Raw genomic sequence first — 24,129 nt, 5'->3', positions numbered from 1 at the left:
ACTGCGCGAGCGTGGGGCCCTGTATGGCGATGTTTACAGGCGGAACTCGTGGCCCAGATAAACTTCTTTCACCAGCTCGTTGGCAAGGATGGTTTCAGCGTCGCCTTCGGCGATCAGTTGGCCATCGTTGACGATATAGGCCGTTTCACAGATATCCAGGGTCTCGCGGACGTTGTGGTCGGTGATCAGTACGCCGATGCCCTTGGCCTTGAGGTGATGGATGATCTGCTTGATGTCGCCGACCGAGATCGGGTCGACACCGGCAAAGGGTTCATCGAGCAGGATGAACTTGGGCGCGGTGGCCAGCGCACGGGCAATTTCCACGCGACGGCGCTCACCACCGGACAGGCTCATGCCGAGGTTGTCGCGGATATGGCTGATGTGGAACTCCTGCAACAGGCTTTCCAGCTCTTTCTTGCGGCCCGTACGGTCCAGTTCCTTGCGTGTCTCCAGGATCGCCATGATGTTGTCGGCGACCGAGAGCTTGCGAAAGATCGACGCTTCCTGCGGCAGGTAGCCGATGCCGGCGCGTGCGCGACCATGCATCGGTTGATGGCTGACGTCCTGGTCGTCGATCAGGACGCGGCCCTGATCGGCCTGGACCAGGCCGACAATCATGTAGAAGCAGGTGGTCTTGCCTGCTCCGTTGGGGCCGAGCAGGCCGACGATCTGCCCGCTGTCGATCGACAGGCTGACATCACGCACCACCTGGCGACTCTTGTAGCTCTTGGCCAGATGCTGGGCTTTCAGAGTTGCCATTACTGGGCCTTCTGCTGGTCGGTTTTCTTCTTCGGCTGGATCACCATGTCAATCCGTGGGCGCGGTGCCGAGATGCTGGTCCCGGTGGCGCGGCCGGCATTGGCGACCTGCTTGACGGTGTCGTAGACGATCTTCTCGCCTTCGGTGGTATTGCCGTCGTTGATGACCTTGGCCTTGTCGATCAGCACGATGCGGTTCTGCGCGGCATGGTACTGGATGGTCACGGCGTAGGCCTGGACCTTGTCCGGCTTGGCAGCGGATTGCTGTTGCTCGAAATACGCCAGGTTGCCAACCGAGGTCACGACGTCGATATCGCCGCCAGCGGTACGGGTGATGGTCACGGTGTTGCCGGTGATCTTCATCGAACCCTGGGTGATGATCACATCGCCCTTGTAGGTGGCTACGCCTTGCTTGTCATCGAGTTGTGCATCGTCGGCCTGAATGCGGATGGGCTGATCGCGGTCAGTCGGCAGAGCCCAGGCGCACACGCTTCCCAGTGCTGCGCTCAGGCTGAGCAATAAAGGGAGGGTTTTAACGAGCCTCATACTGTCCTCTTACGTTTGATAGCAGGTTCATCCGGCCATCGTTCAAATACGCTTTCATTCCCTTGGCCGTCGTCACACCGCCAGCGCCGTCGATTCTAACGGCTTGCTGGGTTTGCGCATATTGCTTCTGCGGGAATACGGTCATGCGGCTAGTGGTGATCAGCGTCTTGCGGTTCTTTTCATCGGTGCGGGCAATGCGCACGGAGTCGATCAGCTCGACCTCGGTGCCGCCGGGATTGACTTCGCCGCGCTCGCTCTGGACGTGCCAGGGGAATGCGGTGCCGCGATACATCTGCAGGTCCGGCTGGGTCAGGAGGGTAATGTCGCTGGCCTTGACGTGCTCGACCTTGTCCGCGGTCATCTCGTACTGCAGTTTGCCGTCTTCCAGGTATTGCACGCTGTGGGCGTTGATCGCGTAGTAATCGATCTCGGCTTCATTGATCTCGACCTGAGGTTTGTCCAGGAAGCGCTCAGGGCTGATGTTCCAGTAGCCAACCGCTGCGAACAGGGCGGCTATTGCGGCAAATAGCAGGATGCTGCGAATTTTCTTGATCGGCATAAAAGGCTCTACAGGTAGGCGGCGTGGGCCGCTTCGAGGTGGCCCTGGGCGCGCAGGATCAATTCGCAGAACTCACGCGCGGCGCCTTCGCCGCCGCGGGCCTGGGTCACGCCATGGGCATGCTCGCGAACGAAACCGGCGGCATTGGCAACTGCCATGCCCAGGCCGACGCGGCGGATCACCGGCAGATCAGGCAGATCATCGCCCAGGTAGGCGACCTGTTCATAGCTTAGGTTGAGTTGGCCAAGAAGCTCGTCAAGTACGACCAATTTATCTTCACGGCCTTGATAAAGGTGGGGAATGCCGAGGTTCTTGGCGCGGCGTTCAACCACCGGGGTCTTGCGGCCGCTGATAATGGCGGTCTGCACGCCGGCGGCCATCAGCATCTTGATGCCCTGGCCATCGAGCGTGTTGAAGGTCTTGAATTCGCTGCCGTCTTCCAGGAAATACAGGCGCCCGTCGGTCAGTACGCCGTCGACGTCAAATACCGCCAGCTTGATGGCTTTGCCGCGTTGCAGCAGATCTTCGCTCATTTACATCACTCCTGCGCGCAGCAAGTCGTGCATGTTCAGGGCCCCGACCGGGTGGTCGTGCTGGTCGACCACGACCAGGGCGCTGATTTTATGGTCTTCCATGATCTTCAGCGCTTCGGCCGCGAGCATCTCGGCGCGGGCCGTGCGGCCATGGGGGGTCATTACGTCATCGATGGTTGCGGTGCGCACATCGATACTGCGGTCCAGGGCGCGACGCAGGTCGCCGTCGGTGAAAATCCCTGCCAGCCGCCCGTCGGTTTCCAGTACCACGGTCATGCCCAGGCCCTTGTGGGTCATTTCCATCAGGGCGTCCTTCAACAGGGTGCCGCGCAGGACTTGCGGCAGTTCGTCGCCGGCATGCATGACGTTCTCGACCTTGAGCAACAGGCGTCGACCCAGTGCGCCGCCGGGGTGGGAAAAGGCGAAATCTTCGGCAGTAAAACCGCGGGCCTCGAGCAGCGCAACGGCCAGGGCATCGCCCATGACCAGTGCGGCGGTGGTCGAAGAGGTCGGTGCAAGGTTCAGCGGGCAGGCTTCCTGGGCGACTCGCGCATTCAGGTTGACCTCGGCGGCCTTGGCCAGCGGCGAGTCGGGGTTGCCGGTCAGGCTGATCAGCTGGATACCGAGGCGCTTGATCAGCGGCAGCAGTGTCACGATTTCCGCGGTGCTACCGGAGTTGGAGAGCGCGAGAATAATGTCGTCACGGGTAATCATGCCCATGTCGCCGTGGCTGGCTTCGGCCGGATGGACAAAAAACGAAGGGGTGCCCGTGCTGGCCAGGGTCGCGGCGATCTTGTTGCCGACGTGCCCGGATTTACCCATGCCTACTACAACCACTCGGCCTTTACTGGTCAGAATCATCTCGCAAGCGCGTACGAAATCAGCGTCGATGTGGGGCAGCAAGCCTTCTACGGCTTCGATTTCGAGGCGAATGGTGCGTTGTGCCGATTGAATCAGGTCGCTGGACTGGCTCATGTGTGGAATCGGTTAGCCTGATGAAAAGCTGGTGATTATAACTGTAATAAGGCGTCTGCTTACACTAGTACGTCGGTTTGTTTGGTGCGCTTCTACGCGGCTCTTGGGTTTTGCACCCGTTAATATCACGCCTGCCTGTCGTGTTGCTGTCCGGCGCCTGCTTCGGCCTTGGGCGCTCCGTATCAGCAATGATATAGTTCGCCGCCTGTTCGGCCCGCTGCGAGAGTGTGTGCCTTGTTTCCTGAGCCGCGCGTTCGAACAAGAGGCTGCATCACAAGGAGTTTTGATGAGTGCCGATAACGCTTACGCGGTCGAGCTGAAGGGAGTGACCTTCAAGCGCGGTACGCGCAGCATCTTCAATAATGTCGACATACGCATTCCACGCGGCAAGGTTACCGGCATCATGGGGCCTTCCGGGTGTGGCAAGACCACGCTGCTGCGCCTGATGGGCGCGCAACTGCGTCCGAACGGCGGCGAAGTCTGGGTCAACGGCCAGAATTTGCCGTCCCTGTCGCGCAGCGACCTGTTCGATGCCCGCAAGCATATGGGCGTGCTGTTCCAGAGCGGGGCGCTGTTCACCGACCTGGATGTCTTCGAGAACGTGGCGTTTCCGCTGCGTGTGCATACTGAACTGCCGGAAGAAATGATCCGCGATATCGTCCTGCTCAAGTTGCAGGCGGTCGGGTTGCGGGGCGCGATCGGGCTGATGCCCGACGAACTGTCCGGCGGCATGAAGCGCCGGGTCGCGCTGGCCCGGGCAATTGCCCTCGATCCGCAGATCCTGATGTATGACGAGCCCTTTGTCGGCCAGGATCCCATTGCCATGGGCGTGCTGGTGCGTTTGATCCGCCTGCTCAACGACGCGCTGGGGATCACCAGCATCGTTGTTTCCCATGATCTGGCCGAAACCGCGAGTATTGCCGACTACCTCTATGTGGTCGGTGATGGCCAGGTGTTGGGGCAGGGTACGCCTGAAGAGCTGATGAATGCCGACAATCCACGTATCCGGCAGTTTATGACCGGTGATCCGGATGGCCCGGTGCCGTTCCATTTTCCGGCGACGGACTACCGTACCGATCTTCTGGGGAAGCGCTGATGCGCAAGCAATCATTAATAGAGCGCGTACGCTTGTTCGGGCGCTCGGGGATCGATCTGCTCGCCGTGCTCGGGCGCTCATCAATCTTCCTGTTTCATGTACTGATCGGTCGCGGCGGGATCGGCGGCGGTTTCGGCCTGCTGGTTCGCCAGCTGCATTCGGTCGGTGTGATGTCCCTGGTGATCATTGTGGTCTCCGGGGTCTTTATCGGCATGGTGTTGGCGCTGCAGGGGTTCAACATCCTTTCCAGCTATGGTTCGGAGCAGGCGGTCGGGCAGATGGTTGCGCTGACGCTGTTGCGCGAGCTCGGGCCGGTGGTGACCGCGCTGCTATTCGCGGGGCGCGCCGGTTCGGCGTTGACCGCCGAAATCGGCAATATGAAGTCCACCGAGCAGCTTTCCAGTCTGGAAATGATCGGTGTCGATCCGCTCAAGTACATCGTCGCTCCCCGCTTGTGGGCCGGTTTTATTTCCCTGCCGTTGCTGGCGATGATCTTCAGCGTCGTCGGGATCTGGGGCGGCTCGTGGGTCGCCGTCGACTGGCTGGGTGTTTATGAAGGATCCTACTGGGCGAACATGCAGAACAGCGTGTCGTTCACTGGTGACGTACTCAATGGTGTCATCAAGAGCGTCGTCTTTGCTTTCGTTGTGACCTGGATTGCCGTGTTTCAGGGGTATGACTGCGAGCCCACTTCAGAAGGGATCAGCCGTGCCACAACCAAGACCGTGGTGTATGCCTCGCTGGCAGTCCTCGGCCTGGACTTTATTCTGACCGCCTTGATGTTTGGAGATTTCTGATGCAAAACCGCACCCTGGAAATCGGTGTCGGCCTGTTCATGCTGGCTGGCATCCTTGCTGTGCTGCTGCTGGCTCTTCGCGTCAGCGGCCTGTCGCCGAGCGCGAGCAACGACACTTACAAGCTGTATGCCTATTTCGACAATATTGCCGGTTTGACCGTCCGGGCCAAGGTCACCATGGCTGGCGTGACGATCGGCAAGGTCACGGCCATCGACCTGGATCGCGACAGCTTCACCGGGCGGGTGACCCTGCAGGTGGAAAAACGTGTGGATAATCTGCCAACCGACTCCACGGCTTCTATTCTTACCGCTGGGCTGCTCGGCGAGAAATACATCGGCATCAGCGTGGGCGGGGAAGACAGCCTGCTCAAGGATGGCGGGACCATCCATGACACCCAGTCATCGCTGGTACTTGAGGACCTGATCGGCAAATTCCTGCTCAATACCGTTAGCAAAGACGCCAAATGAGGAGTTTTTCCATGATCTCGATCCTGCGACGCAGTCTGCTGGTCTTGCTTGCAGCGCTGCCGTTGATCGGCAATGCGGTGGCCGCTCCCTCGGCCCACGAGCTGGTACAGGACACCACGAGCCGCCTGCTCAGCGATCTGGCGGCGAACAAGGAAAAATACAAGCAGAGCCCAAGTGCCTTCTATGAAGCGCTCAATGGCATTGTTGGTCCGGTGGTCGATGCGGACGGCATTTCGCGCAGCATCATGACCGTCAAGTATTCGCGCAAGGCTACGCCTGCGCAGATGGCGCGCTTCCAGGAAAACTTCAAGCGCAGCCTGATGCAGTTCTATGGCAATGCCCTGCTCGAATACAACAACCAGGGCATTACTGTGTCCCCGGCCAAGGATGAAAGCGGCGACCGCACCAGCGTCGATATGCAGGTCAAGGGCAACAACGGCTCGATCTATCCCGTGTCCTACACCCTTGAACGTATCAACGGTGAGTGGAAGGTCCGCAACGTGATTATCAACGGGATCAATATCGGCAAGCTGTTCCGCGATCAGTTTGCCGACGCGATGCAGCGCAATGGCAATGATCTGGACAAAACCATCGACGGCTGGGCCGGCGAAGTGGCCAAGGCCAAGGAAGTGACCGAGGGCGCTGCACAGAAGACCGGCAATGAGTGAGGCGGCGGTGGCAGTGGGCGATGCGGGCGTGCTGCAACTGAGTGGCGTGCTCGACTACCGTACCGGACCGGCGTTGCGCAAGCAGGGGCAGGCGCTGATCAAGGCCAGCCCGGCCCCGGCGCTGGTGATCGACTGCTCGGCGGTACAGAAGTCCAGCAGCGTGGGGTTGTCGTTGTTGCTGGCATTTATGCGTGACGCTGACGCGGCGGGCAAGCCGGTCAGCATTCACGCCATGCCGCAGGATATGCGGGAGATCGCTGATGTTTGCGGTCTGACCGAACTGCTGGCGAATCAATAATCGCCATCTATCGTAGAAGCCCCCCGTCAGAGTCCTGCAATGCGGGGTTCGCAGGCGCGGGGCTTTTTTGTATGATGGCCGACCCGCGCGCGTAGGGCGCCGATTGAGGTTGAGCATGCAGGCCGTAGAAGTGAAGAGCTTCCTTGAAGGAAAGCTGCCAGGAACTCAGATAGAAGTTGAAGGCGAAGGCTGCAACTTTCAGTTGAACGTGATCAGTGACGAACTGGCGGCCCTGAGCCCGGTTAAACGTCAACAAAGCATCTATGCCCATTTGAACCCGTGGATTGCCGATGGCAGCATCCATGCGATCACTATGAAATTCTTCAGCAGCGCGGCCTGGGCCGAGCGCACCTGAGCCTAAATAGGCGTCGAGATTCCTATGGATAAACTGATTATTACCGGCGGCGTTCGTCTTGATGGCGAAATCCGCATCTCCGGGGCAAAGAACTCTGCCCTGCCGATTCTGGCTGCAACCCTGCTGGCCGATGGCCCGGTCACGGTCGCCAACCTGCCGCACCTGCATGACATCACCACCATGATCGAGCTGTTCGGGCGCATGGGCATCGAGCCGGTGATCGACGAAAAGCTGAGCGTGGAAATCGATCCGCGCACCATCAAGACGCTGATCGCCCCCTACGAGCTGGTGAAAACCATGCGCGCCTCGATCCTGGTACTGGGGCCGATGGTTGCACGTTTCGGTGAGGCCGAAGTCGCGCTGCCAGGCGGTTGCGCCATTGGTTCGCGTCCGGTGGACTTGCATATCCGTGGCCTTGAAGCCATGGGTGCAACCATCGATGTGGAAGGCGGCTACATCAAGGCCAAGGCGCCGGAAGGTGGTTTGCGCGGTGCCAACTTCTTCTTCGATACCGTCTCCGTGACCGGTACCGAGAACATCATGATGGCTGCAGCCCTGGCCAACGGTCGCAGCGTGCTGCAAAACGCCGCGCGCGAGCCGGAAGTGGTCGACCTGGCCAACTTCATCAATGCCATGGGCGGTAATGTCCAGGGCGCCGGCACCGACACCATCATCATCGAAGGCGTCAAGCGCCTGCATTCGGCCACTTATAAAGTGATGCCGGACCGTATCGAAACCGGCACCTACCTGGTGGCGGCGGCGGCCACGGGCGGCCGGGTGAAGGTCAAGGACACCGATCCGACCATCCTTGAAGCCGTCCTGGAGAAACTCAAGGAAGCGGGCGCCGAGATCACCACCGGCGAGGACTGGATCGAGCTGAACATGCACGGCAAGCGGCCGAAGGCCGTCAATGTGCGGACCGCACCGTACCCGGCGTTCCCGACCGACATGCAGGCCCAGTTCATCTCCCTCAACGCCATTGCCGAAGGCACGGGCGCAGTGATCGAGACGATCTTCGAAAACCGCTTCATGCACGTCTACGAGCTGCACCGCATGGGCGCCAAGATCCAGGTCGAAGGCAATACGGCCATCGTGACCGGTACCGAAAAGCTCAAGGGCGCGCCTGTGATGGCTACCGACTTGCGGGCTTCGGCCAGCCTGGTGATTTCGGCACTGGTTGCCGAAGGTGACACCCTGATCGATCGCATCTACCACATCGACCGTGGTTATGAGTGCATCGAAGAGAAGCTGCAGATGCTCGGCGCCAAGATCCGCCGCGTTCCGGGCTAGTACCGGGAGCAGGGCACAGGGATAGTGCCCAATGAATCGACGAATCGAGCCTGTTGCCAGGCTCGATGTGTGCCCGGCGCCGTTTGCGTGCGGGCATGAGTTTCCTGACTAAGGGCTTACGTTTCCCATGTTGACCATCGCACTGTCCAAGGGCCGTATCCTCGATGACACCCTGCCGCTTCTGGCTGAAGCGGGCATCGTGCCCACCGAGAATCCGGACAAGAGCCGCAAGCTGATCATCCCCACGACCCAGGCCGACGTCCGTCTGTTGATCGTGCGGGCGACCGATGTGCCGACCTATGTCGAGCATGGTGCCGCCGACCTCGGTGTCGCGGGCAAGGATGTGCTGATGGAGTACAGCGGCCAGGGCCTGTACGAGCCACTGGACCTGCAGATTGCCCAGTGCAAGCTGATGACCGCTGGCGCTATCGGTGCCGTCGAGCCCAAGGGGCGCCTGCGCGTGGCGACCAAGTTCGTCAATGTTGCCAAGCGCTACTACGCCGAACAGGGCCGTCAGGTCGACATCATCAAGCTCTACGGCTCGATGGAGCTGGCCCCGCTGATTGGCCTGGCCGACAAGATCATCGATGTGGTCGACACCGGCAACACCCTGCGTGCCAACGGCCTCGAACCCCAGGAACTGATCGCCACCATCAGTTCACGACTGGTGGTCAACAAGGCGTCCATGAAGATGCAGCACGCGCGCATCCAGGCGCTGATCGACACCCTGCGCAAGGCAGTGGAGTCGCGACACCGCGGTTGATGCACCTGCGCGACCTTGAGTCGCGCCCATCTATCCGTGTCATAGCCAGAATTCTCAGGTGCCCACGCGGATGGCTTGGTAGTCTTGCGGCGCCTGAGCTCTTATAGATAAGTTCCTGCAACCCAATCTGCATACGCAAGCTTTGCCCCTTTGAGCATTCGCCAATTATCGAGGCCCTCGCTATGACCACGTCCACTGCAATTCGCCGACTCAATGCTGCCGATCCGGATTTTGCACATCATCTGGATCATCTGCTGAGCTGGGAAAGTGTGTCCGACGATTCGGTCAACCAGCGGGTGCTGGATATCATCAGGGCCGTGCGCGAGCGCGGCGATGCTGCCGTGGTGGAATTCACCCAGCGCTTCGACGGCCTGGAAGTGGCCTCCATGGCCGACCTGATCCTGCCGCGCGAGCGCCTGGAGCTGGCATTGACCCGCATTACCGCACCGCAGCGCGAAGCCCTCGAAAAGGCCGCTGAGCGGGTGCGCCTGTACCACGAAAAACAGAAGCAGGACTCCTGGACCTACACCGAGGCCGACGGCACGGTACTGGGCCAGAAAGTCACGCCGCTGGATCGTGCCGGGCTCTACGTGCCGGGCGGCAAGGCTTCCTACCCGTCGTCGGTGTTGATGAACGCGATTCCGGCCAAGGTCGCCGGTGTGACTGAAGTGGTCATGGTCGTGCCGACCCCGCGCGGTGAGGTCAACGAGCTGGTGCTGGCGGCTGCCTGCATCGCCGGTGTCGATCGGGTATTCACCATCGGTGGCGCCCAGGCCGTGGCTGCGCTGGCCTATGGCACCGAAAGCGTGCCCCAGGTCGACAAGGTGGTCGGCCCAGGCAACATCTATGTGGCCACGGCCAAGCGCCATGTCTTTGGCCAGGTCGGTATCGACATGATTGCCGGTCCTTCGGAGATCCTGGTGGTCTGCGATGGCCAGACCGATCCGGACTGGATCGCCATGGACCTGTTTTCCCAGGCCGAGCACGACGAAGATGCCCAGGCGATCCTGGTCAGCCCGGACGCCGAGTTCCTCGACAAGGTCGCGGCAAGTATCGACAAGCTGCTGCCGACCATGGAGCGTGCCGAAATCATCGAGACCTCGATCAATGGCCGTGGCGCCCTGATCCAGGTGCGCGATATGCAGCAGGCGATTGAAGTCGCCAACCGCATTGCCCCGGAGCACCTGGAGCTGTCGGTCGCCGACCCGCAGGCCTGGTTGCCGCAGATCCGCCACGCCGGTGCGATCTTTATGGGCCGGCACACCAGCGAGGCCCTGGGTGACTACTGCGCGGGCCCCAACCATGTGCTGCCGACGTCCGGTACCGCGCGTTTCTCTTCGCCGCTGGGGGTGTATGACTTCCAGAAGCGTTCGTCGATCATTTTCTGCTCGCCGCAAGGCGCGTCCGAGTTGGGCAAGACCGCATCGGTACTGGCCCGTGGCGAGTCGCTGACCGCCCACGCTCGCAGCGCGGAATACCGCATCGACGCCGATAAAGAACAGGGGCAGTAAGCATGAGTCAATTCTGGAGTGCGTTCGTCAAGGACCTGGTGCCTTATGTGCCGGGTGAGCAGCCGAAACTGACCAACCTGGTCAAGCTCAATACCAATGAAAACCCCTACGGGCCTTCGCCCAAGGCATTGGCCGCCATGCAAAGCCAGGTCAATGACGACCTGCGCCTGTACCCGGACCCCAACGGTGACCTGCTCAAGCAGGCCGTGGCCCGGTTCTACGGCGTCACGGCCGCGCAGGTGTTTGTTGGCAATGGTTCCGATGAAGTACTGGCCCATATCTTCCACGGCCTGCTCCAACACGATAAGCCGTTGCTGTTCCCGGATATCAGTTACAGCTTCTATCCGGTCTACTGCGGTTTGTATCGGATTGCCTTCGAGCCGGTGGCGCTCGATGAGCAGTTCCAGATCCGCCCGGCAGATTACGCACGGCCCAATGGTGGGATCATTTTCCCCAACCCCAATGCGCCGACCGGTTGCCTGTTGGCGCTGGAGGCGATCGAGCAGATCCTGCAGGCCAGCCCGGACAGCGTGGTGGTGGTCGATGAGGCGTATATCGATTTTGGCGGCGAGAGTGCCATCAGCCTGGTCGATCGCTACCCCAACCTGCTCGTCACCCAGACCCTCTCCAAGTCGCGCTCGCTAGCGGGCCTGCGGGTCGGCCTGGCGGTCGGCCATCCGGACCTGATCGAGGCGCTGGAGCGGATCAAGAACAGCTTCAACTCCTACCCGCTGGACCGCATTGCCATTGCCGGCGCGGCGGCGGCCTTCGAGGATCGCGAGTACTTCGAGCAGACGTGCCAGGCGGTGAGCGAGAGCCGCGACTGGGTGGTTGCGCAGTTGCAGGCCAAGGGGTTCGAGGTGCTGCCGTCGGCGGCGAACTTTATCTTCGCCCGTCACCCGCAGCATGATGCGGCAGGGCTGGCAGCCAAGTTGCGTGAGACGGGGGTGATCGTGCGGCACTTCAAGCAGGAGCGGATTGCACAGTTCCTGCGAATCACCATCGGCACACCGGAGCAGAACCGCGCGCTGATCGAGGGCTTGGGCGCGCTGTAAACGGCGCCCGAGCAGGGTTCGCGCCTACCCGGGGAGGGTAGGCGCGAATGCTTACGGTTCTTCCTGGGGGACAGTCGCCGGAGGTGGCCGTAGACCAACCTCGGCATTGAGCGTCAGCTCCTTGCCATTGCGCATCACCTGGATCTTCACCTTGTCAGTCGGCTTGATCCGCGCCACCTGATTCATCGAGCGACGACCATCGGCCGCCACCTCGCCATTGATGCTGAGGATGACGTCGCCCAACTGCAGGCCGGCTTTTTGCGCCGGACCGTCGCGGAAAATCCCCGCCACCACGATACCCGGACGTCCGGACAGGCCGAACGAGTCCGCCAGTTCCGGGCCCATGGCCTGGACCTCGATGCCGAGCCAGCCGCGAATGACCTGGCCGTGCTCGATAATCGACTTCATTACTTCCATGGCCAGCTTGACCGGGATGGCGAAGCCGATGCCCTGGGAACCGCCGGACTTGGAAAAGATCGCCGTGTTGATCCCGGTCAGGTTGCCATTGGCGTCCACCAGCGCGCCGCCGGAGTTGCCCGGGTTGATGGCTGCGTCGGTCTGGATAAAATCTTCGTAGTTGTTGAGCCCCAGCTGGTTGCGCCCGGTGGCGCTGATAATGCCCATGGTCACGGTCTGGCCGACACCGAAGGGGTTGCCGATGGCCAGGGCCACATCACCGATGCGAATATTGTCGGAGCGCCCCAGGGTGATCGACGGCAGGTTCTTGAGATCGATCTTGAGCACGGCCAGGTCGGTTTCCGGGTCACTGCCGATTACTCGGGCCAGGGTTTCCCGGCCATCCTTGAGGGCTACGACAATCTGGTCGGCGCCGCTGGTGACATGGTTATTGGTCAGCAGGTAGCCCTGGGGGCTCATGATCACTGCCGAACCGAGGCTGGACTCCATGCGCCGCTGCTTGGGCAGGTTGTCCCCGAAGAAACGGCGAAACTGTGGATCCTCGAACAGCGGGTGGGCGCTTTTGTTGACCACCTTGGTGGTGTAGAGGTTGGCCACGGCAGGGGCGGCGAGGGTCACGGCATCGGCGTAGGACACCGGGCCCAACTGGCTATTGGTAGTCTGCGGGGCCTGTTGCAGATTGACGTCGAGGTCGGGCAGCCCGACCCACTGCGGATAGCGTTGGATAATCAACAGTGCGATCAGCACGCCGGCCAGCAGGGGCCAGCCGAAAAAACGCAGAGCCTTGAGCATTGAGCAGGATCCTGGAGGTTGCGGGCTGTGTGGCACGGCCCATAATGGCGGCCATTATACGAGGGCCGCGAGGCTCTGATCTGGATATTTAGGAGACTTTTATGGCCGTTGCCCTGAGCACCCTGGTAGAGGAAGCGGACCGTTATCTGGGCAGTTCGCGCATCGCCGACTATTGCCCCAACGGTCTGCAGGTTGAAGGTCGGCCGCAGGTCAGTCGGATCGTCAGTGGGGTGACGGCCAGCCAGGCGCTGCTCGATGCAGCGGTGGAAGCGGACGCCGACCTGGTGCTGGTCCACCACGGCTATTTCTGGAAAGGCGAGGACCCGTGTGTCACGGGCATGAAGCAGCGTCGGCTCAGGACCCTGCTCAAGCACGACATCAGCCTCCTGGCCTACCATCTGCCCCTGGACCTGCATCCTGAGGTGGGCAACAACGTGCAATTGGCTCGCCAATTGGAGATCACCGTGGAAGGTCCGCTGGACCCAGACAACCCCAAGATCGTCGGCCTCGTGGGCTCCCTTGGCGAGCCGATGACCGCCCGCGATTTTGCGCGCAAGGTGCAGGGCGCCCTGGGGCGCGAGCCGCTCTTGATCGAAGGCAGCGAGATGATCCGCCGTGTGGGCTGGTGCACCGGTGGTGGTCAGGGCTATATCGACCAGGCGGTGCTGGCCGGCGTAGACCTGTACCTGAGCGGCGAAGCCAGCGAGCAGACCTTTCACAGTGCCCGGGAGAACGACATCAGTTTTATTGCCGCCGGACACCACGCCACAGAACGCTACGGCGTGCAGGCCCTGGGGGATTACCTGGCGCGGCGCTTTGCGCTGGAGCACCTGTTTATCGATTGCCCCAACCCGATCTAAAGGAACACCTGCGGCCGCTGCCGCCAGGCGGCGGTAGGGCGCAGGCCCTTTGGGGATTCAACGGTGTGCGCGGGCCCTCGCGGTTCGATCATCGTCTGGCGGCAGCAGCTACTGGGAAGCGCTGACCGCTGCGTTTAACCGCGAATCAATGCCCATGTTCACCACGATGCCGGCCATGTAGAAACTGCAAACCGGCGGGTATATTCATATACCGTTTCGATCTAGTTGGCTCCCTGATTAGAAGCATGTTGCTGTGCTAGCATGCCCCGCTCGAACACGGCCCGCTGGCCGTTCATAAGAAAGCTTTCGTGAGTAGCCATGGTCGACAAACTGACGCATCTGAAACAGCTGGAGGCGGAAAGCATCCACATCATCCGCGAGGTGGCCGCCGAGTTCGATAACCCGGTGATGCTCTACTCCATCGGCAAAGACTCCGCCGTGATGCTGCATCTGGCACGCAAGGCGTTCTTCCCGGGCAAGCTGCCGTTTCCGGTGATGCACGTCGACACCCAGTGGAAATTCCAGGAGATGTACCGCTTTCGCGACAAGATGGTCGAAGAGCTGGGCCTGGAACTGATCACCCACGTCAACCCGGATGGCGTGGCGCAGGGTATCAACCCTTTCACCCACGGCAGCGCCAAGCACACCGATATCATGAAGACCGAGGGCCTCAAGCAGGCTTTGGACAAGTATGGTTTCGATGCGGCCTTTGGCGGCGCCCGTCGCGATGAAGAAAAGTCCCGCGCCAAGGAGCGGGTCTATTCGTTCCGCGACAGCAAGCACCGTTGGGACCCGAAGAACCAGCGCCCCGAGCTGTGGAATGTGTACAACGGCAAGGTCAACAAGGGCGAGTCGATCCGGGTCTTCCCGCTGTCGAACTGGACCGAACTGGATATCTGGCAATACATCTACCTCGAAGGCATCCCGATCGTGCCGCTGTACTTCGCCGCCGAGCGTGAAGTGATCGAGAAGAATGGCACCCTGATCATGATTGACGACGAGCGCATCCTCGAGCACCTGAGCGATGAAGACAAAGCCCGCATCGTCAAAAAGAAAGTGCGTTTCCGTACCCTCGGCTGCTACCCGTTGACGGGCGCGGTGGAGTCCGAGGCCGAAAGCCTGACGGACATCATCCAGGAGATGCTCCTGACGCGAACTTCCGAGCGCCAGGGCCGGGTCATCGACCACGATGGCGCCGGTTCGATGGAAGACAAGAAACGTCAGGGTTATTTCTAAGGGGTTGTCATGTCGCACCAATCTGAATTGATCAGCGAGGACATCCTCGCCTACCTGGCCCAGCACGAACGCAAAGAGCTGTTGCGTTTCCTGACCTGCGGCAACGTCGACGACGGCAAGAGCACCCTGATCGGGCGCCTGCTGCACGACTCCAAGATGATCTACGAAGACCATCTGGAAGCCATTACCCGCGACTCGAAGAAGGTCGGCACCACCGGTGACGATATCGACCTGGCGTTGCTGGTCGACGGCTTGCAGGCCGAGCGTGAGCAGGGCATCACCATCGATGTCGCCTACCGCTACTTCTCCACCGCCAAACGCAAATTCATCATTGCCGACACCCCCGGCCATGAGCAGTACACCCGCAATATGGCCACGGGCGCTTCGACCTGCGACCTGGCGATTATCCTGGTCGATGCCCGCTACGGCGTGCAAACCCAGACCCGCCGCCACAGCTTTATTGCGTCCCTGCTGGGTATCAAGCATATCGTCGTCGCCATCAACAAGATGGACCTCAAGGGGTTTGACGAAGGTGTGTTCGAGTCGATCAAGGCCGATTACCTGAAGTTCGCCGAAGGCCTGGCCTCCCAGCCGAGCAGCCTGCACTTCGTGCCGATGTCTGCGCTCAAGGGCGACAACGTGGTCAACCGCAGCGAGCGTTCGCCGTGGTACACCGGCCAGTCGCTGATGGAAATCCTGGAAACCGTCGAGGTGGCCGGCGACCGCAATTTCACCGACCTGCGTTTCCCCGTGCAGTACGTCAACCGGCCGAACCTGAATTTCCGCGGCTTTGCTGGCACCCTGGCGAGCGGCGTGGTCAAGAAGGGCGACGAGATCGTCGTACTGCCATCGGGCAAGAGCAGCCGGGTGAAATCCATCGTCACGTTTGAGGGCGAGTTGGAACATGCAGGCCCAGGTCAGGCCGTGACCTTGACCATGGAAGACGAGATCGATATCTCCCGTGGCGACCTGTTGGTGCATGCCGACAACGTGCCACCGGTGACCGACAGTTTCGAGGCCATGCTGGTCTGGATGGCTGAGGAGCCTATGCTCCCGGGCAAGAAGTACGACATCAAGCGCGCCACCAGCTATGTACCGGGTTCGATTGCCAGCATCCTGCACAAGGTGGACGTCAACACCCTGGAAGAAGGTCCGGCCAGCGCCCTGCAGCTGAACGAGATCGGCAAGGTCAAGCTCAGCCTGGATGCGCCGATTGCCCTGGATGGCTACGACAGCAACCGCACGACGGGCGCCTTTATCATTATCGACCGCCTGACCAATGGCACCGTGGGCGCGGGCATGATCGTCGCCCAGCCGGTGGCCCATGGCAGTGCGACAGCCCATGGCAAGCTGGCCCATGTGTCCACCGAGGAGCGTGCCCAGCGCTTCGGCCAACGCCCGGCGACCGTGTTGTTCAGCGGTCTGTCGGGTGCAGGCAAGAGCACCCTGGCCTATGCCGTCGAGCGCAAGCTCTTCGATATGGGGCGTGCGGTGTTTGTACTCGATGGCCAGAACCTGCGCCATGACCTGAACAAGGGCTTGCCGCAGGATCGTGCCGGGCGTACCGAGAACTGGCGGCGTGCCGCCCATGTGGCGCGCCAGTTCAACGAAGCCGGCCTGCTGACCCTGGCCGCGTTTGTCGCCCCGGATGCCGAAGGCCGTGAGCAGGCCAAGGTGCTGGTCGGTCGCGAGCGTTTGCTGACGGTCTATGTCCAGGCGTCGCCGCAGGTGTGCCAGGCGCGTGATCCGCAGGGGCTGTATGCGGCGGGTGGGGACAATATCCCGGGTGAGTCCTTCCCGTACGATGTGCCACTGGATGCCGACCTGGTGGTCGATACCCAGAGCCTGTCGCTGGATGAAAGCGTCAAGCTGGTGCTGGAACTGTTGCGTAGCCGTGGGGCGATTTAAGCCTTAACGACAGCCTGAGTTTCAAGCGTCAGGGGTTAGTAAAAGCCCGTAGTCGAGTGATCGGCTACGGGCTTTTTGTTGTCTGCCGATAGGCGGCGTCTTTCGCTGCACGCGGTGCATCAGGCCTGCCCACGGGCTGGCGTTTTGCGAGCGCTGTGTACGTGAATGTCAGCTGACGGCAATCGCTACAGGGGGCGGTGTTCAGCCCTGTTCGGGGTATTGGCGATGCAGCTGTTCCAGCAGCGTGTCTTTGTCTTCCCACAAACGGTTGATCCATTGCTGGAAGGCCAGCCGATACGGGTCGTCCTGGTCGTAGTTCTTGCCGATGAATTCGGCGGGGATCATCAGCTTTTCGACATGCACCACCACCTCGCGGACATTGCCGCACAGCAGGTCCCAGTAGCCCGGTCGCCCGGCCGGGTAGTGGATGGTCACATTGACGATGGCTTCGAGTTGCTCGCCCATGGCATCCAGCACAAAGGCAATTCCGCCCGCCTTGGGCTTGAGCAGGTAGCGAAACGGTGACTGCTGCTGAGCATGCTTGGCTTCGGTAAAGCGCGTGCCTTCGACGAAATTGAAAATGCCGACCGGGTTGTGGCGAAACTTCGCGCAGGTCTTGCGCGTGGTTTCCAGGTCCTTGCCTTTCTTTTCCGGGTGCTTGGCCAGGTAGGCCTTGGAGTAGCGCTTCATAAAGGGAAAGCCCAGCGCCCACCAGGCCAGGCCAATCACCGGCACCCAGATCAGTTCCTGCTTGAGAAAGAACTTGAGTGGGCGAATCCGGCGATTGAACACGTACTGCAGCACCATGATGTCGACCCAGCTCTGGTGGTTGCTGGTGATCAGGTAGGAATGCTGGTAATCGAGCCCCTGCATCCCCTCGAGGTGCCAACGGGTGCGCCGCAGCAGGTTCATCCAGGCCTTGTTGTTGCTGATCCAGGCTTCGTGGATATGGCTCATCAGCCAGTCGGTACAGCGCTGCGCCGCCGGGAACGGCAGGCACAGCTTGAAGATCGCCACGATAAACAGCGGGGTGCAGCAGACGATCGTATTGAGCGCCAGTAACAGGGAGGCAATGACCCCGCGCAGGGGGGCAGGCAGGAAGTCCAGCATCTAGATATCCACAGGTCGGTTGGCGGCTTGGATGGCAGTCAGGGCGATGGTGTAGACAATATCGTCGACCTGGGCGCCGCGTGGCAGATCATTGACCGGCTTGCGCAGGCCTTGCAGCATCGGCCCGAGGCTGACGCAGTCGGCGCTGCGTTGCACGGCCTTATGGGTGGTGTTGCCGGTGTTGAGGTCCGGGAACACAAACACCGTCGCGCGGCCGGCGACCTGGCTGTTGGGCGCCAGTTGCCGGGCCACCGTGTCGTTGGCGGCCGCATCGTATTGCAGTGGGCCGTCGATCAGCAGCGCGTTCTGCGCCTCATGGGCCAGCAGAGTGGCCTCGCGGACCTTCTCGACCTCTTCGCCGCTGGCCGAGTCACCGCTGGAATAGCTGATCATCGCCACGCGCGGTGTAATGCCGAAGGCCGCCGCGGAGTCGGCGCTTTGCAGCGCGATTTCTGCCAGTTCGGTGGCTGACGGGTGCGGGTTCATCACGCAGTCGCCATAGACCAGCACCTGCTCGGGGAACAGCATGAAAAACACCGACGAAACCAAGGTGCAGCCCGGCGCGGTCTTGATCAGTTGCAGGGCCGGGCGAATGGTATTGGCGGTGGAGTGGATCACCCCCGAGACCAGGCCGTCGACTTCATCCAGCGCGAGCATCATGGTGCCGATCACGACCGTGTCTTCCAACTGCTGCTCGGCCATGGGCGCATTGAGGCTTTTGCTCTTGCGCAGGGCGACCATGGGTTCGACATAGCGTTCGCGGATCAGGTCGGGATCAAGAATTTCCAGACCTTGCGGCAACTCGAAACCGTGGGCCTTGGCGACGGCCTCGACATCCGCCGGCTTGGCCAGCAACACGCAGCGGGCAATGCCCCGGGCCTGGCAGATGGCGGCGGCCTGCACAGTCAGCGGCTCGCTGCCTTCGGGCAGGACAATGCGTTTGTTGGCCTGCTGCGCCCGCTGGATCAACTGATAGCGGAACACGGCCGGGGTCAGGCGCATTTCCCGAGGAGTGCCACAGCGCTGGTGCAGCCACTGGGCATCGAGATAGCCAGCGACGAAATCGGTGATGATTTCCGCGCGCTCGCGGTCATCGATGGGGATTTCCTTGTTCAGGCCATTGAGGCGGTTGGCCGTGTCATAGGAGCCGGTACTGACCGACAACACAGGCAGGCCGGCCTGCAAGGCGCCCCGGCAGAGCTCCATGATCCGCGGGTCGGGCAGGGTGTCGCTGGTCAGCAGGAGGCCGGCCAGCGGTACGCCGTTCATGGCGGCGAGGCTGACCGCGAGAATAATGTCGTCGCGGTCGCCGGGGGTGACCACCAAGACGCCGGGCTTGAGCAGTTGCACGGTGTTGAGCACGGTGCGGGCGCAAATGATGATCTTGTTCATGCGCCGGGTTTCATAGTCACCGGCATTGAGTACCTGGGCGCCCAGCAGGTCGGCGACGTCACGGGTGCGCGGGGCGTTCAGTTCCGGCTGGAACGGAATGCAGCCCAGCAGGCGGAAATCCCCACTGCGCAGCAGCGGCGAATGCTCCTTCAGGCGGGCGGCGAAGGTTTCCATGCTCTCTTCGGTGCGCACCTTGTTGAGGATCACGCCGAGGACTTTCGGGTCTTTCGGCCCGCCAAACAGTTGGGCCTGCAATTCAACGCGTCCGGACAGCTCGGTCAGCACTTCGTTTTCCGGTGCCGATACCAGGATGACCTCGGCGTCCAGGCTCTTGGCCAGGTGCAGATTGACCCGGGCGGCATAGCTGGCGCTGCGGGTGGGGACCATGCCTTCGACGATCAGCACGTCCTTGCCGACGGCGGCCTGCTGGTAAAGGGTGATGATTTCTTCGAGCAGCTCATCCAGTTGGCCATCGCCGAGCATCCGTTCGACATGGGCCAGGCCCAGGGGCTGCGGGGGCTTGAGGCCGTGGGTGCGGGCGACGAGTTCAGTCGAGCGTTCCGGGCCGAGGTCGCCGGGATGGGGCTGGGCGATTGGTTTGAAGAAACCAACCTTCAGGCCGGCGCGTTCCAGGGTGCGTACCAGCCCGAGGCTGATAGAGGTCAGACCCACGCCAAAGTCGGTGGGTGCAATAAAGAAAGTCTGCATGTGGGCTTCTCGAAATGAGCCTGTGGCAAGGGGTCGTGGCGCCCTGTGCCTGAATCAATCGGTAAGATTATCGTTAACCGAGGCCTGAGCGCACCAACCGCAGGCAAAGGGCTGGCCGATTTTTTCCTGGCGTTGCCGTGGATCAAGGACCCAGGCCCGTGACTGCCAGGGCGGCAAGTGGCGCAGGTGCTGGGTATGACCGCAGGAGAGCACGGCCACCCAGTGCGCGTCCTCGTCCTGACGAAAACCGAGGATTCGCGAGGTTAATGTCGTCTCCCGTCCGTCCGGGTTCCGTTCGCTTTCGGACGAATCCTTGTTTAGACTTGTCCGCTCTTCATTCTTATGCAAAAGGTCTCGCCCCATGCTGATCGCCGCCAATAAGGCTGTCTCCATTGACTATACCCTGACCAACGACGCTGGTGAGGTCATCGACAGCTCTGCCGGCGGCGCGCCGCTGGTCTACCTGCAAGGTGCAGGGAACATCATTCCAGGTCTGGAAAAGGCCCTGGAAGGCAAAGCAGTCGGCGACGAGCTGACCGTAGCCGTTGAACCCGAAGATGCCTATGGCGAATACACTGCCGAGCTGGTCAGCACCCTCAGCCGCAGCATGTTCGAAGGCGTCGACGAGCTGGAAGTGGGCATGCAGTTCCACGCTTCCGCTCCGGACGGCCAGATGCAGATCGTCACCATTCGTGACCTGGACGGCGACGACGTTACCGTCGACGGCAACCACCCACTGGCTGGCCAGCGCCTGAACTTCCAGGTCAAGATCGTTGCCATCCGTGATGCCAGCGAAGAAGAAGTCGCCCATGGTCACGTCCATGGCGAAGGTGGTCATCACCACTGATTTCTGCTGCTAAGCTCAAAGTGTAGGAAGGCGCCCACGGGCGCCTTTTTCAATCGAGCATGGTTTTGCCGGCTTGCGAGCCGGGCAACGATGTCGAGACGCGACACGGGAATTTGGGGGTTCGTCATGAGTGCTTTTCACGACCTTACATTGAAAGCTCTGGATGGCCAGGAACTGCCACTCGCGCCCTTCAAGGGACAGGTAGTACTGGTTGTCAACGTCGCTTCCAAGTGCGGCCTGACGCCGCAGTACGCAGCGTTGGAAAATCTCTACCAGCAGTTCAAGGGCCAGGGTTTCAGTGTCCTGGGCTTGCCGTGCAATCAGTTCGCCGGGCAGGAGCCGGGCAGCGAGCAGGAAATCGCGGAGTTCTGCAGCCTCAACTACGGGGTGAGTTTTCCACTGAGCAGCAAGCTCGAAGTCAACGGCCCTGAGCGGCATCAGTTGTACCGCCTGCTGGCGGGCGAGGGGGCCGAGTTTCCTGGGGATATCACCTGGAATTTCGAGAAATTCCTCGTGGGCCAGGATGGTCGGGTGCTGGCGCGCTTCTCGCCGCGCACGGCGCCGGATGATCCCAGCGTGGTCCAGGCCATCGAAAAAGCGCTCGCCTGATCCACTCGTGCCTGTAGCCGCTGCCGTCAGGCTGCGATCGAGCGCCCAACGCTCGCTACGGGCACCCGTTTCGGCTTCGCCGCCTATCTGCCAATTCCCGCCTTCTACAGCTTAATCACTCAGATCAATAGTGCTGTGCGCTACCTGGCGGGCGAAATATTATCCTGATCATAATTTCCCGTCTTCCGTGGAGCCTTGCCATGTCCGTTGCAGCCTTGTTCAAACCTTTCCACCTTGGCGCCCTGGAGTTGCCGACCCGGGTGGTCATGGCGCCCATGACCCGTTCGTTCTCTCCGGGTGGTGTACCGAATTCGAAAGTCATCGAGTACTACCGTCGTCGCGCGGCGGCCGGTGTCGGACTGATCATCACCGAGGGCACCACGGTTGGCCATCAGGCGGCCAATGGCTATCCCAATGTGCCGCACTTCTATGGCGAGGCCGCGCTGGCCGGCTGGAAAAAAGTCGTTGATGCCGTACACGCCGAGGGCGGCAGGATCGTGCCGCAGCTTTGGCATGTCGGCAATGTGCGCCGCAAGGGCACCGAGCCGGATGCCAGTGTCCCGGGCTATGGACCGATGGAAAAGCTCAAGGACGGCCAGGTGGTGGTCCATGGCATGACCCTCCAGGATATCCAGGACGTGATTGCCGCATTCGCCCAGGCCGCGCTCGACGCCCAGCGGATCGGCATGGATGGCGTGGAGATCCATGGGGCCCATGGCTATCTGATCGACCAGTTTTTTTGGGAGGGCACCAATCAACGCACCGATGAATACGGCGGCAGCCTGGCCAACCGCTCGCGCTTTGCCATTGAGCTGATTCAGGCCGTGCGTGCGGCAGTCGGCCCGCAGTTTCCGATTATTTTCCGGTTTTCCCAGTGGAAGCAGCAGGACTACAGCGCGCGCCTGGTCCAGGATGCACAGGCGCTGGGAGAGTTCCTGCAACCGCTGGCCGACGCCGGTGTGGATATCTTCCACTGCTCGACGCGGCGCTTCTGGGAACCGGAGTTCCAGGGTTCGGACCTCAACCTGGCCGGCTGGACGCGCAAGTTGACCGGCAAGCCGACCATCACCGTCGGCAGCGTCGGGCTGGATGGCGAGTTCCTGCAGTTTATGGTCAACACCGACAAGGTCGCCCAGCCGGCCAGTCTGGAAAAGCTGCTCGAGCGTCTGAACAACAACGAGTTTGACCTGGTGGCGGTCGGTCGTGCCTTACTGGTCGATCCGGATTGGGCGACCAAGGTGCGTGAAGGGCGTGAGCAGGACATCCTGCCATTCAGCCGCGAAGCCCTGATGAGCCTGGTCTGACTCCTGGCCTAGTTGCGGTCGCTGGGCTGGGTGCCTGCTGCGCTTCAGGCTGGAGGGATCGCACCGGGGAGGGGGGCGTCTACGGTACAGGCGCCGCGCAATTGTCCCTCGAACTGCTCGATAATGGCTGCCCAGCCCTGGCGTCGAGCATGTTGACGGGCGTTCAGGCGGATGTTGCGCAGGGTCTCGCGCTCTTCCAGCAGCCAGCAGGCGGCATCGCAGAACGCCGCCTCGTCGCCGGGCATGGCGAGTACCCCGTTGTAGCCGTGGCGGATATGCTGGCCGGCAGCGGCCTCATCGTAGGCCACTACGGCCAGGCCCGAGGCCAGGGCTTCGAGCACCACATTGCCGAACGTCTCTGTCAGGCTTGGGAACAGGAACAGGTCGCCCGAGGCATAGTGGCAAGCCAGGGCCTCACCGCGTTGCGTGCCGCAGAAAATCGCTTCCGGTAGTTGCTGTTCCAGCGCGTGGCGCTGGGGGCCGTCGCCCACCACGATCAGTTTCAGGCGCCGCTGTGGATAACTGGCTTGCAGATGGCGAAAGCTGTGGGCGAGCAAGCCCAGGTTTTTTTCCAGGGCCAGCCGGCCAACATGCATCACCGCGATATCGTCACTGCCCAGGCCCCAGCTTTCGCGCAGGGCCGTCAGCCGCTTGGCCGGATGAAACAGTTGGCTGTCCACGCCCCTGGCGAGCAGATCCAGGCGCTCGAAGCTGCGCCGTTGCAGTTCCAGGCGCTGGCTGGGGCTGGGGACCAGGGTCAGGCTCGAACGGTTGTGGAACCAGCGCAGGTAGTGGGTCAGCAGCCGGCTCAGCAGGCCCAGGCCATACTGGCTGGAATACTGCTGGAAGTTGGTGTGGAAGCCGCTGACAACCCGGATGCCCAGCCGCCGAGCGGCGCGCAGGGCCGACAATCCCAACGGCCCTTCGGTGGCGATGTACAGCACGTCGGGGCGCTGGCGCTTCCAGCGTCGCAGCAGCTTGTGCATCGAGGACTGCCCCCATTGCAGGCCGGGATAACCCGGTAGTGGCCAGCCGCGGCAGAGCAGCAGGCCATCGTCGCTGCTGCGGCTCTGGTCGCAGCCCTGGCGTGGACGAATCAACTCGATACGATGGCCGCGCTCACGCAAGCCTTCGCAAAGGCGGCCAAGGGTATTGGCCACCCCATTGATTTCCGGGGGGAAGGTTTCGGTGATCAGGGTGATATGCAGAGGGGAGGTCATGTTCACAGTGTCGCCCACTGGCGTGTCGTCACTGTGGCAGTTACATGATGGATTG

The 24,129-nt window shown here is 61.5% G+C and carries 26 protein-coding genes; 16 read left to right on the top strand and 10 right to left on the bottom strand.

The annotated features are described in order from the left end of the window. Positions 1–33: 33 nt before the first annotated feature. From lptB to NPS46_RS18985, 5 genes are read right to left on the bottom strand one after another with little or no spacing between them, the layout of a single operon-like run. A complete protein-coding gene (gene lptB / locus NPS46_RS19005; protein ID WP_274109853.1) occupies positions 34–759 on the bottom strand; it encodes an LPS export ABC transporter ATP-binding protein in 726 nt (241 codons plus the stop codon). Beyond that, on the bottom strand, positions 759–1,304 hold the full coding sequence (gene lptA / locus NPS46_RS19000; protein ID WP_274109851.1) for a lipopolysaccharide transport periplasmic protein LptA: 546 nt from the start codon (positions 1,302–1,304) through the stop codon (positions 759–761). The genes lptB and lptA overlap by 1 nt, the downstream gene beginning before the upstream one ends. Beyond that, the gene (lptC, locus tag NPS46_RS18995; protein WP_274109849.1) at positions 1,291–1,863 is read right to left on the bottom strand and encodes an LPS export ABC transporter periplasmic protein LptC; all 573 of its coding nucleotides are present in this window, start codon (positions 1,861–1,863) and stop codon (positions 1,291–1,293) included. The genes lptA and lptC overlap by 14 nt, the downstream gene beginning before the upstream one ends. An 8-nt stretch (positions 1,864–1,871) precedes the next feature. After that, entirely contained in the window at positions 1,872–2,396 is a 525-nt protein-coding gene (locus tag NPS46_RS18990; protein ID WP_274109848.1) for a KdsC family phosphatase, read from the bottom strand. Further along, positions 2,397–3,371, bottom strand: a complete 975-nt coding sequence (locus tag NPS46_RS18985; RefSeq protein WP_274109847.1) for a KpsF/GutQ family sugar-phosphate isomerase — start codon at positions 3,369–3,371, stop codon at positions 2,397–2,399. 286 nt (positions 3,372–3,657) lie between these two features. Here NPS46_RS18985 and NPS46_RS18980 point away from each other — a divergent pair, with 286 nt between their 5' ends. From NPS46_RS18980 to hisC, 10 genes are all read left to right on the top strand, one after another. Then, positions 3,658–4,467 carry an ATP-binding cassette domain-containing protein gene (locus tag NPS46_RS18980; RefSeq protein WP_274109845.1) on the top strand — a complete coding sequence of 270 codons (810 nt, stop codon included), beginning with the start codon at positions 3,658–3,660 and terminating at the stop codon, positions 4,465–4,467. After that, on the top strand, positions 4,467–5,264 hold the full coding sequence (mlaE, locus tag NPS46_RS18975) for a lipid asymmetry maintenance ABC transporter permease subunit MlaE (protein WP_274109843.1): 798 nt from the start codon (positions 4,467–4,469) through the stop codon (positions 5,262–5,264). The genes NPS46_RS18980 and mlaE overlap by 1 nt, the downstream gene beginning before the upstream one ends. After that, on the top strand, positions 5,264–5,731 hold the full coding sequence (mlaD, locus tag NPS46_RS18970; RefSeq protein WP_274109841.1) for an outer membrane lipid asymmetry maintenance protein MlaD: 468 nt from the start codon (positions 5,264–5,266) through the stop codon (positions 5,729–5,731). The genes mlaE and mlaD overlap by 1 nt, the downstream gene beginning before the upstream one ends. An 11-nt stretch (positions 5,732–5,742) precedes the next feature. Next, positions 5,743–6,399 (top strand): MlaC/ttg2D family ABC transporter substrate-binding protein, encoded by a 657-nt coding sequence (locus tag NPS46_RS18965; protein WP_274109839.1) that lies wholly within the window; start codon positions 5,743–5,745, stop codon positions 6,397–6,399. Further along, a complete protein-coding gene (locus tag NPS46_RS18960; protein ID WP_274109837.1) occupies positions 6,392–6,697 on the top strand; it encodes an STAS domain-containing protein in 306 nt (101 codons plus the stop codon). The genes NPS46_RS18965 and NPS46_RS18960 overlap by 8 nt, the downstream gene beginning before the upstream one ends. Positions 6,698–6,812: 115 nt before the next feature. Continuing rightward, entirely contained in the window at positions 6,813–7,052 is a 240-nt protein-coding gene (locus NPS46_RS18955) for a BolA family protein (protein WP_274109835.1), read from the top strand. Between the two features lie 24 nt (positions 7,053–7,076). Then, positions 7,077–8,342 carry a UDP-N-acetylglucosamine 1-carboxyvinyltransferase gene (murA, locus tag NPS46_RS18950; RefSeq protein ID WP_274109833.1) on the top strand — a complete coding sequence of 422 codons (1,266 nt, stop codon included), beginning with the start codon at positions 7,077–7,079 and terminating at the stop codon, positions 8,340–8,342. A gap of 127 nt (positions 8,343–8,469) precedes the next feature. Further along, positions 8,470–9,105 carry an ATP phosphoribosyltransferase gene (gene hisG / locus NPS46_RS18945; RefSeq protein ID WP_122317072.1) on the top strand — a complete coding sequence of 212 codons (636 nt, stop codon included), beginning with the start codon at positions 8,470–8,472 and terminating at the stop codon, positions 9,103–9,105. A 182-nt stretch (positions 9,106–9,287) separates the two neighbouring features. Next, entirely contained in the window at positions 9,288–10,616 is a 1,329-nt protein-coding gene (gene hisD / locus NPS46_RS18940) for a histidinol dehydrogenase (protein ID WP_274109830.1), read from the top strand. 2 nt (positions 10,617–10,618) lie between these two features. Then, positions 10,619–11,671 carry a histidinol-phosphate transaminase gene (gene hisC / locus NPS46_RS18935; RefSeq protein ID WP_274109829.1) on the top strand — a complete coding sequence of 351 codons (1,053 nt, stop codon included), beginning with the start codon at positions 10,619–10,621 and terminating at the stop codon, positions 11,669–11,671. Positions 11,672–11,722: 51 nt separating this feature from the next. On the opposite strand, the gene algW is transcribed toward hisC, so the two are convergent. Further along, positions 11,723–12,880, bottom strand: coding sequence for a Do family serine endopeptidase AlgW (algW, locus tag NPS46_RS18930; protein WP_274109828.1), 1,158 nt, complete (start codon positions 12,878–12,880; stop codon positions 11,723–11,725). A 101-nt stretch (positions 12,881–12,981) separates the two neighbouring features. Here algW and NPS46_RS18925 point away from each other — a divergent pair, with 101 nt between their 5' ends. The 3 genes from NPS46_RS18925 to cysN all read left to right on the top strand — a co-directional run bounded on the left by NPS46_RS18925 (position 12,982) and on the right by cysN (position 16,884). Then, a complete protein-coding gene (locus NPS46_RS18925; RefSeq protein WP_274109827.1) occupies positions 12,982–13,740 on the top strand; it encodes a Nif3-like dinuclear metal center hexameric protein in 759 nt (252 codons plus the stop codon). A 318-nt stretch (positions 13,741–14,058) separates the two neighbouring features. Next, entirely contained in the window at positions 14,059–14,976 is a 918-nt protein-coding gene (gene cysD / locus NPS46_RS18920; protein ID WP_274109826.1) for a sulfate adenylyltransferase subunit CysD, read from the top strand. Positions 14,977–14,985: 9 nt separating this feature from the next. After that, positions 14,986–16,884: a sulfate adenylyltransferase subunit CysN gene (gene cysN / locus NPS46_RS18915; RefSeq protein ID WP_274109825.1), complete on the top strand. Its 1,899-nt coding sequence runs from the start codon at positions 14,986–14,988 to the stop codon at positions 16,882–16,884. A gap of 201 nt (positions 16,885–17,085) precedes the next feature. On the opposite strand, the gene NPS46_RS18910 is transcribed toward cysN, so the two are convergent. The 3 genes from NPS46_RS18910 to NPS46_RS18900 are packed head-to-tail and all read right to left on the bottom strand — an operon-like array spanning position 17,086 to position 20,487. Further along, the gene (locus NPS46_RS18910; protein ID WP_274109824.1) at positions 17,086–17,994 is read right to left on the bottom strand and encodes an acyltransferase; all 909 of its coding nucleotides are present in this window, start codon (positions 17,992–17,994) and stop codon (positions 17,086–17,088) included. Then, positions 17,995–20,094, bottom strand: coding sequence for a phosphate acetyltransferase (gene pta, locus NPS46_RS18905; protein WP_274109823.1), 2,100 nt, complete (start codon positions 20,092–20,094; stop codon positions 17,995–17,997). Between the two features lie 54 nt (positions 20,095–20,148). Next, complete coding sequence (locus NPS46_RS18900; protein ID WP_274109822.1) at positions 20,149–20,487, bottom strand: DUF3565 domain-containing protein; 339 nt, start codon at positions 20,485–20,487, stop codon at positions 20,149–20,151. Here NPS46_RS18900 and NPS46_RS18895 point away from each other — a divergent pair. The 3 genes from NPS46_RS18895 to NPS46_RS18885 all read left to right on the top strand — a co-directional run bounded on the left by NPS46_RS18895 (position 20,456) and on the right by NPS46_RS18885 (position 22,854). Beyond that, entirely contained in the window at positions 20,456–20,941 is a 486-nt protein-coding gene (locus tag NPS46_RS18895; RefSeq protein WP_274109821.1) for an FKBP-type peptidyl-prolyl cis-trans isomerase, read from the top strand. The genes NPS46_RS18900 and NPS46_RS18895 overlap by 32 nt on opposite strands. Positions 20,942–21,067: 126 nt before the next feature. Then, positions 21,068–21,550 (top strand): glutathione peroxidase, encoded by a 483-nt coding sequence (locus NPS46_RS18890; protein ID WP_274109820.1) that lies wholly within the window; start codon positions 21,068–21,070, stop codon positions 21,548–21,550. A gap of 200 nt (positions 21,551–21,750) precedes the next feature. Next, complete coding sequence (locus tag NPS46_RS18885) at positions 21,751–22,854, top strand: NADH:flavin oxidoreductase (protein ID WP_274109819.1); 1,104 nt, start codon at positions 21,751–21,753, stop codon at positions 22,852–22,854. A 44-nt stretch (positions 22,855–22,898) separates the two neighbouring features. Here the strand turns inward: NPS46_RS18885 and NPS46_RS18880 are convergent, their stop codons facing one another. Continuing rightward, positions 22,899–24,074, bottom strand: a complete 1,176-nt coding sequence (locus tag NPS46_RS18880; RefSeq protein WP_274109818.1) for a glycosyltransferase family 4 protein — start codon at positions 24,072–24,074, stop codon at positions 22,899–22,901. Between the last annotated feature and the right edge of the window lie 55 nt (positions 24,075–24,129).

The sequence above is a fragment of the Pseudomonas putida genome (assembly GCF_028682395.1).
Lineage (GTDB): Bacteria > Pseudomonadota > Gammaproteobacteria > Pseudomonadales > Pseudomonadaceae > Aquipseudomonas > Aquipseudomonas putida_AB.
The sequence above is the reverse complement of the archived record's forward strand: the minus strand, read 5'-3'. Positions and strand labels throughout refer to the sequence as shown.

Coding starts and splice junctions, on each gene's coding strand:
- NPS46_RS18990 (WP_274109848.1), bottom strand. CDS start 2,396: ATGAGCGAAGATCTGCTGCAACGCGGCAAAGCCATCAAGCTGGCGGTA.
- NPS46_RS18885 (WP_274109819.1), top strand. CDS start 21,751: ATGTCCGTTGCAGCCTTGTTCAAACCTTTCCACCTTGGCGCCCTGGAG.
- murA (WP_274109833.1), top strand. CDS start 7,077: ATGGATAAACTGATTATTACCGGCGGCGTTCGTCTTGATGGCGAAATC.
- cysN (WP_274109825.1), top strand. CDS start 14,986: ATGTCGCACCAATCTGAATTGATCAGCGAGGACATCCTCGCCTACCTG.
- lptB (WP_274109853.1), bottom strand. CDS start 759: ATGGCAACTCTGAAAGCCCAGCATCTGGCCAAGAGCTACAAGAGTCGC.
- NPS46_RS18900 (WP_274109822.1), bottom strand. CDS start 20,487: ATGGAGACAGCCTTATTGGCGGCGATCAGCATGGGGCGAGACCTTTTG.
- NPS46_RS18895 (WP_274109821.1), top strand. CDS start 20,456: ATGCTGATCGCCGCCAATAAGGCTGTCTCCATTGACTATACCCTGACC.
- NPS46_RS18880 (WP_274109818.1), bottom strand. CDS start 24,074: ATGACCTCCCCTCTGCATATCACCCTGATCACCGAAACCTTCCCCCCG.
- NPS46_RS18955 (WP_274109835.1), top strand. CDS start 6,813: ATGCAGGCCGTAGAAGTGAAGAGCTTCCTTGAAGGAAAGCTGCCAGGA.
- NPS46_RS18910 (WP_274109824.1), bottom strand. CDS start 17,994: ATGCTGGACTTCCTGCCTGCCCCCCTGCGCGGGGTCATTGCCTCCCTG.
- cysD (WP_274109826.1), top strand. CDS start 14,059: ATGGTCGACAAACTGACGCATCTGAAACAGCTGGAGGCGGAAAGCATC.
- NPS46_RS18960 (WP_274109837.1), top strand. CDS start 6,392: ATGAGTGAGGCGGCGGTGGCAGTGGGCGATGCGGGCGTGCTGCAACTG.
- lptA (WP_274109851.1), bottom strand. CDS start 1,304: ATGAGGCTCGTTAAAACCCTCCCTTTATTGCTCAGCCTGAGCGCAGCA.
- lptC (WP_274109849.1), bottom strand. CDS start 1,863: ATGCCGATCAAGAAAATTCGCAGCATCCTGCTATTTGCCGCAATAGCC.
- pta (WP_274109823.1), bottom strand. CDS start 20,094: ATGCAGACTTTCTTTATTGCACCCACCGACTTTGGCGTGGGTCTGACC.
- NPS46_RS18980 (WP_274109845.1), top strand. CDS start 3,658: ATGAGTGCCGATAACGCTTACGCGGTCGAGCTGAAGGGAGTGACCTTC.
- hisD (WP_274109830.1), top strand. CDS start 9,288: ATGACCACGTCCACTGCAATTCGCCGACTCAATGCTGCCGATCCGGAT.
- NPS46_RS18965 (WP_274109839.1), top strand. CDS start 5,743: ATGATCTCGATCCTGCGACGCAGTCTGCTGGTCTTGCTTGCAGCGCTG.
- NPS46_RS18925 (WP_274109827.1), top strand. CDS start 12,982: ATGGCCGTTGCCCTGAGCACCCTGGTAGAGGAAGCGGACCGTTATCTG.
- NPS46_RS18890 (WP_274109820.1), top strand. CDS start 21,068: ATGAGTGCTTTTCACGACCTTACATTGAAAGCTCTGGATGGCCAGGAA.
- algW (WP_274109828.1), bottom strand. CDS start 12,880: ATGCTCAAGGCTCTGCGTTTTTTCGGCTGGCCCCTGCTGGCCGGCGTG.
- hisC (WP_274109829.1), top strand. CDS start 10,619: ATGAGTCAATTCTGGAGTGCGTTCGTCAAGGACCTGGTGCCTTATGTG.
- NPS46_RS18985 (WP_274109847.1), bottom strand. CDS start 3,371: ATGAGCCAGTCCAGCGACCTGATTCAATCGGCACAACGCACCATTCGC.
- hisG (WP_122317072.1), top strand. CDS start 8,470: ATGTTGACCATCGCACTGTCCAAGGGCCGTATCCTCGATGACACCCTG.
- mlaE (WP_274109843.1), top strand. CDS start 4,467: ATGCGCAAGCAATCATTAATAGAGCGCGTACGCTTGTTCGGGCGCTCG.
- mlaD (WP_274109841.1), top strand. CDS start 5,264: ATGCAAAACCGCACCCTGGAAATCGGTGTCGGCCTGTTCATGCTGGCT.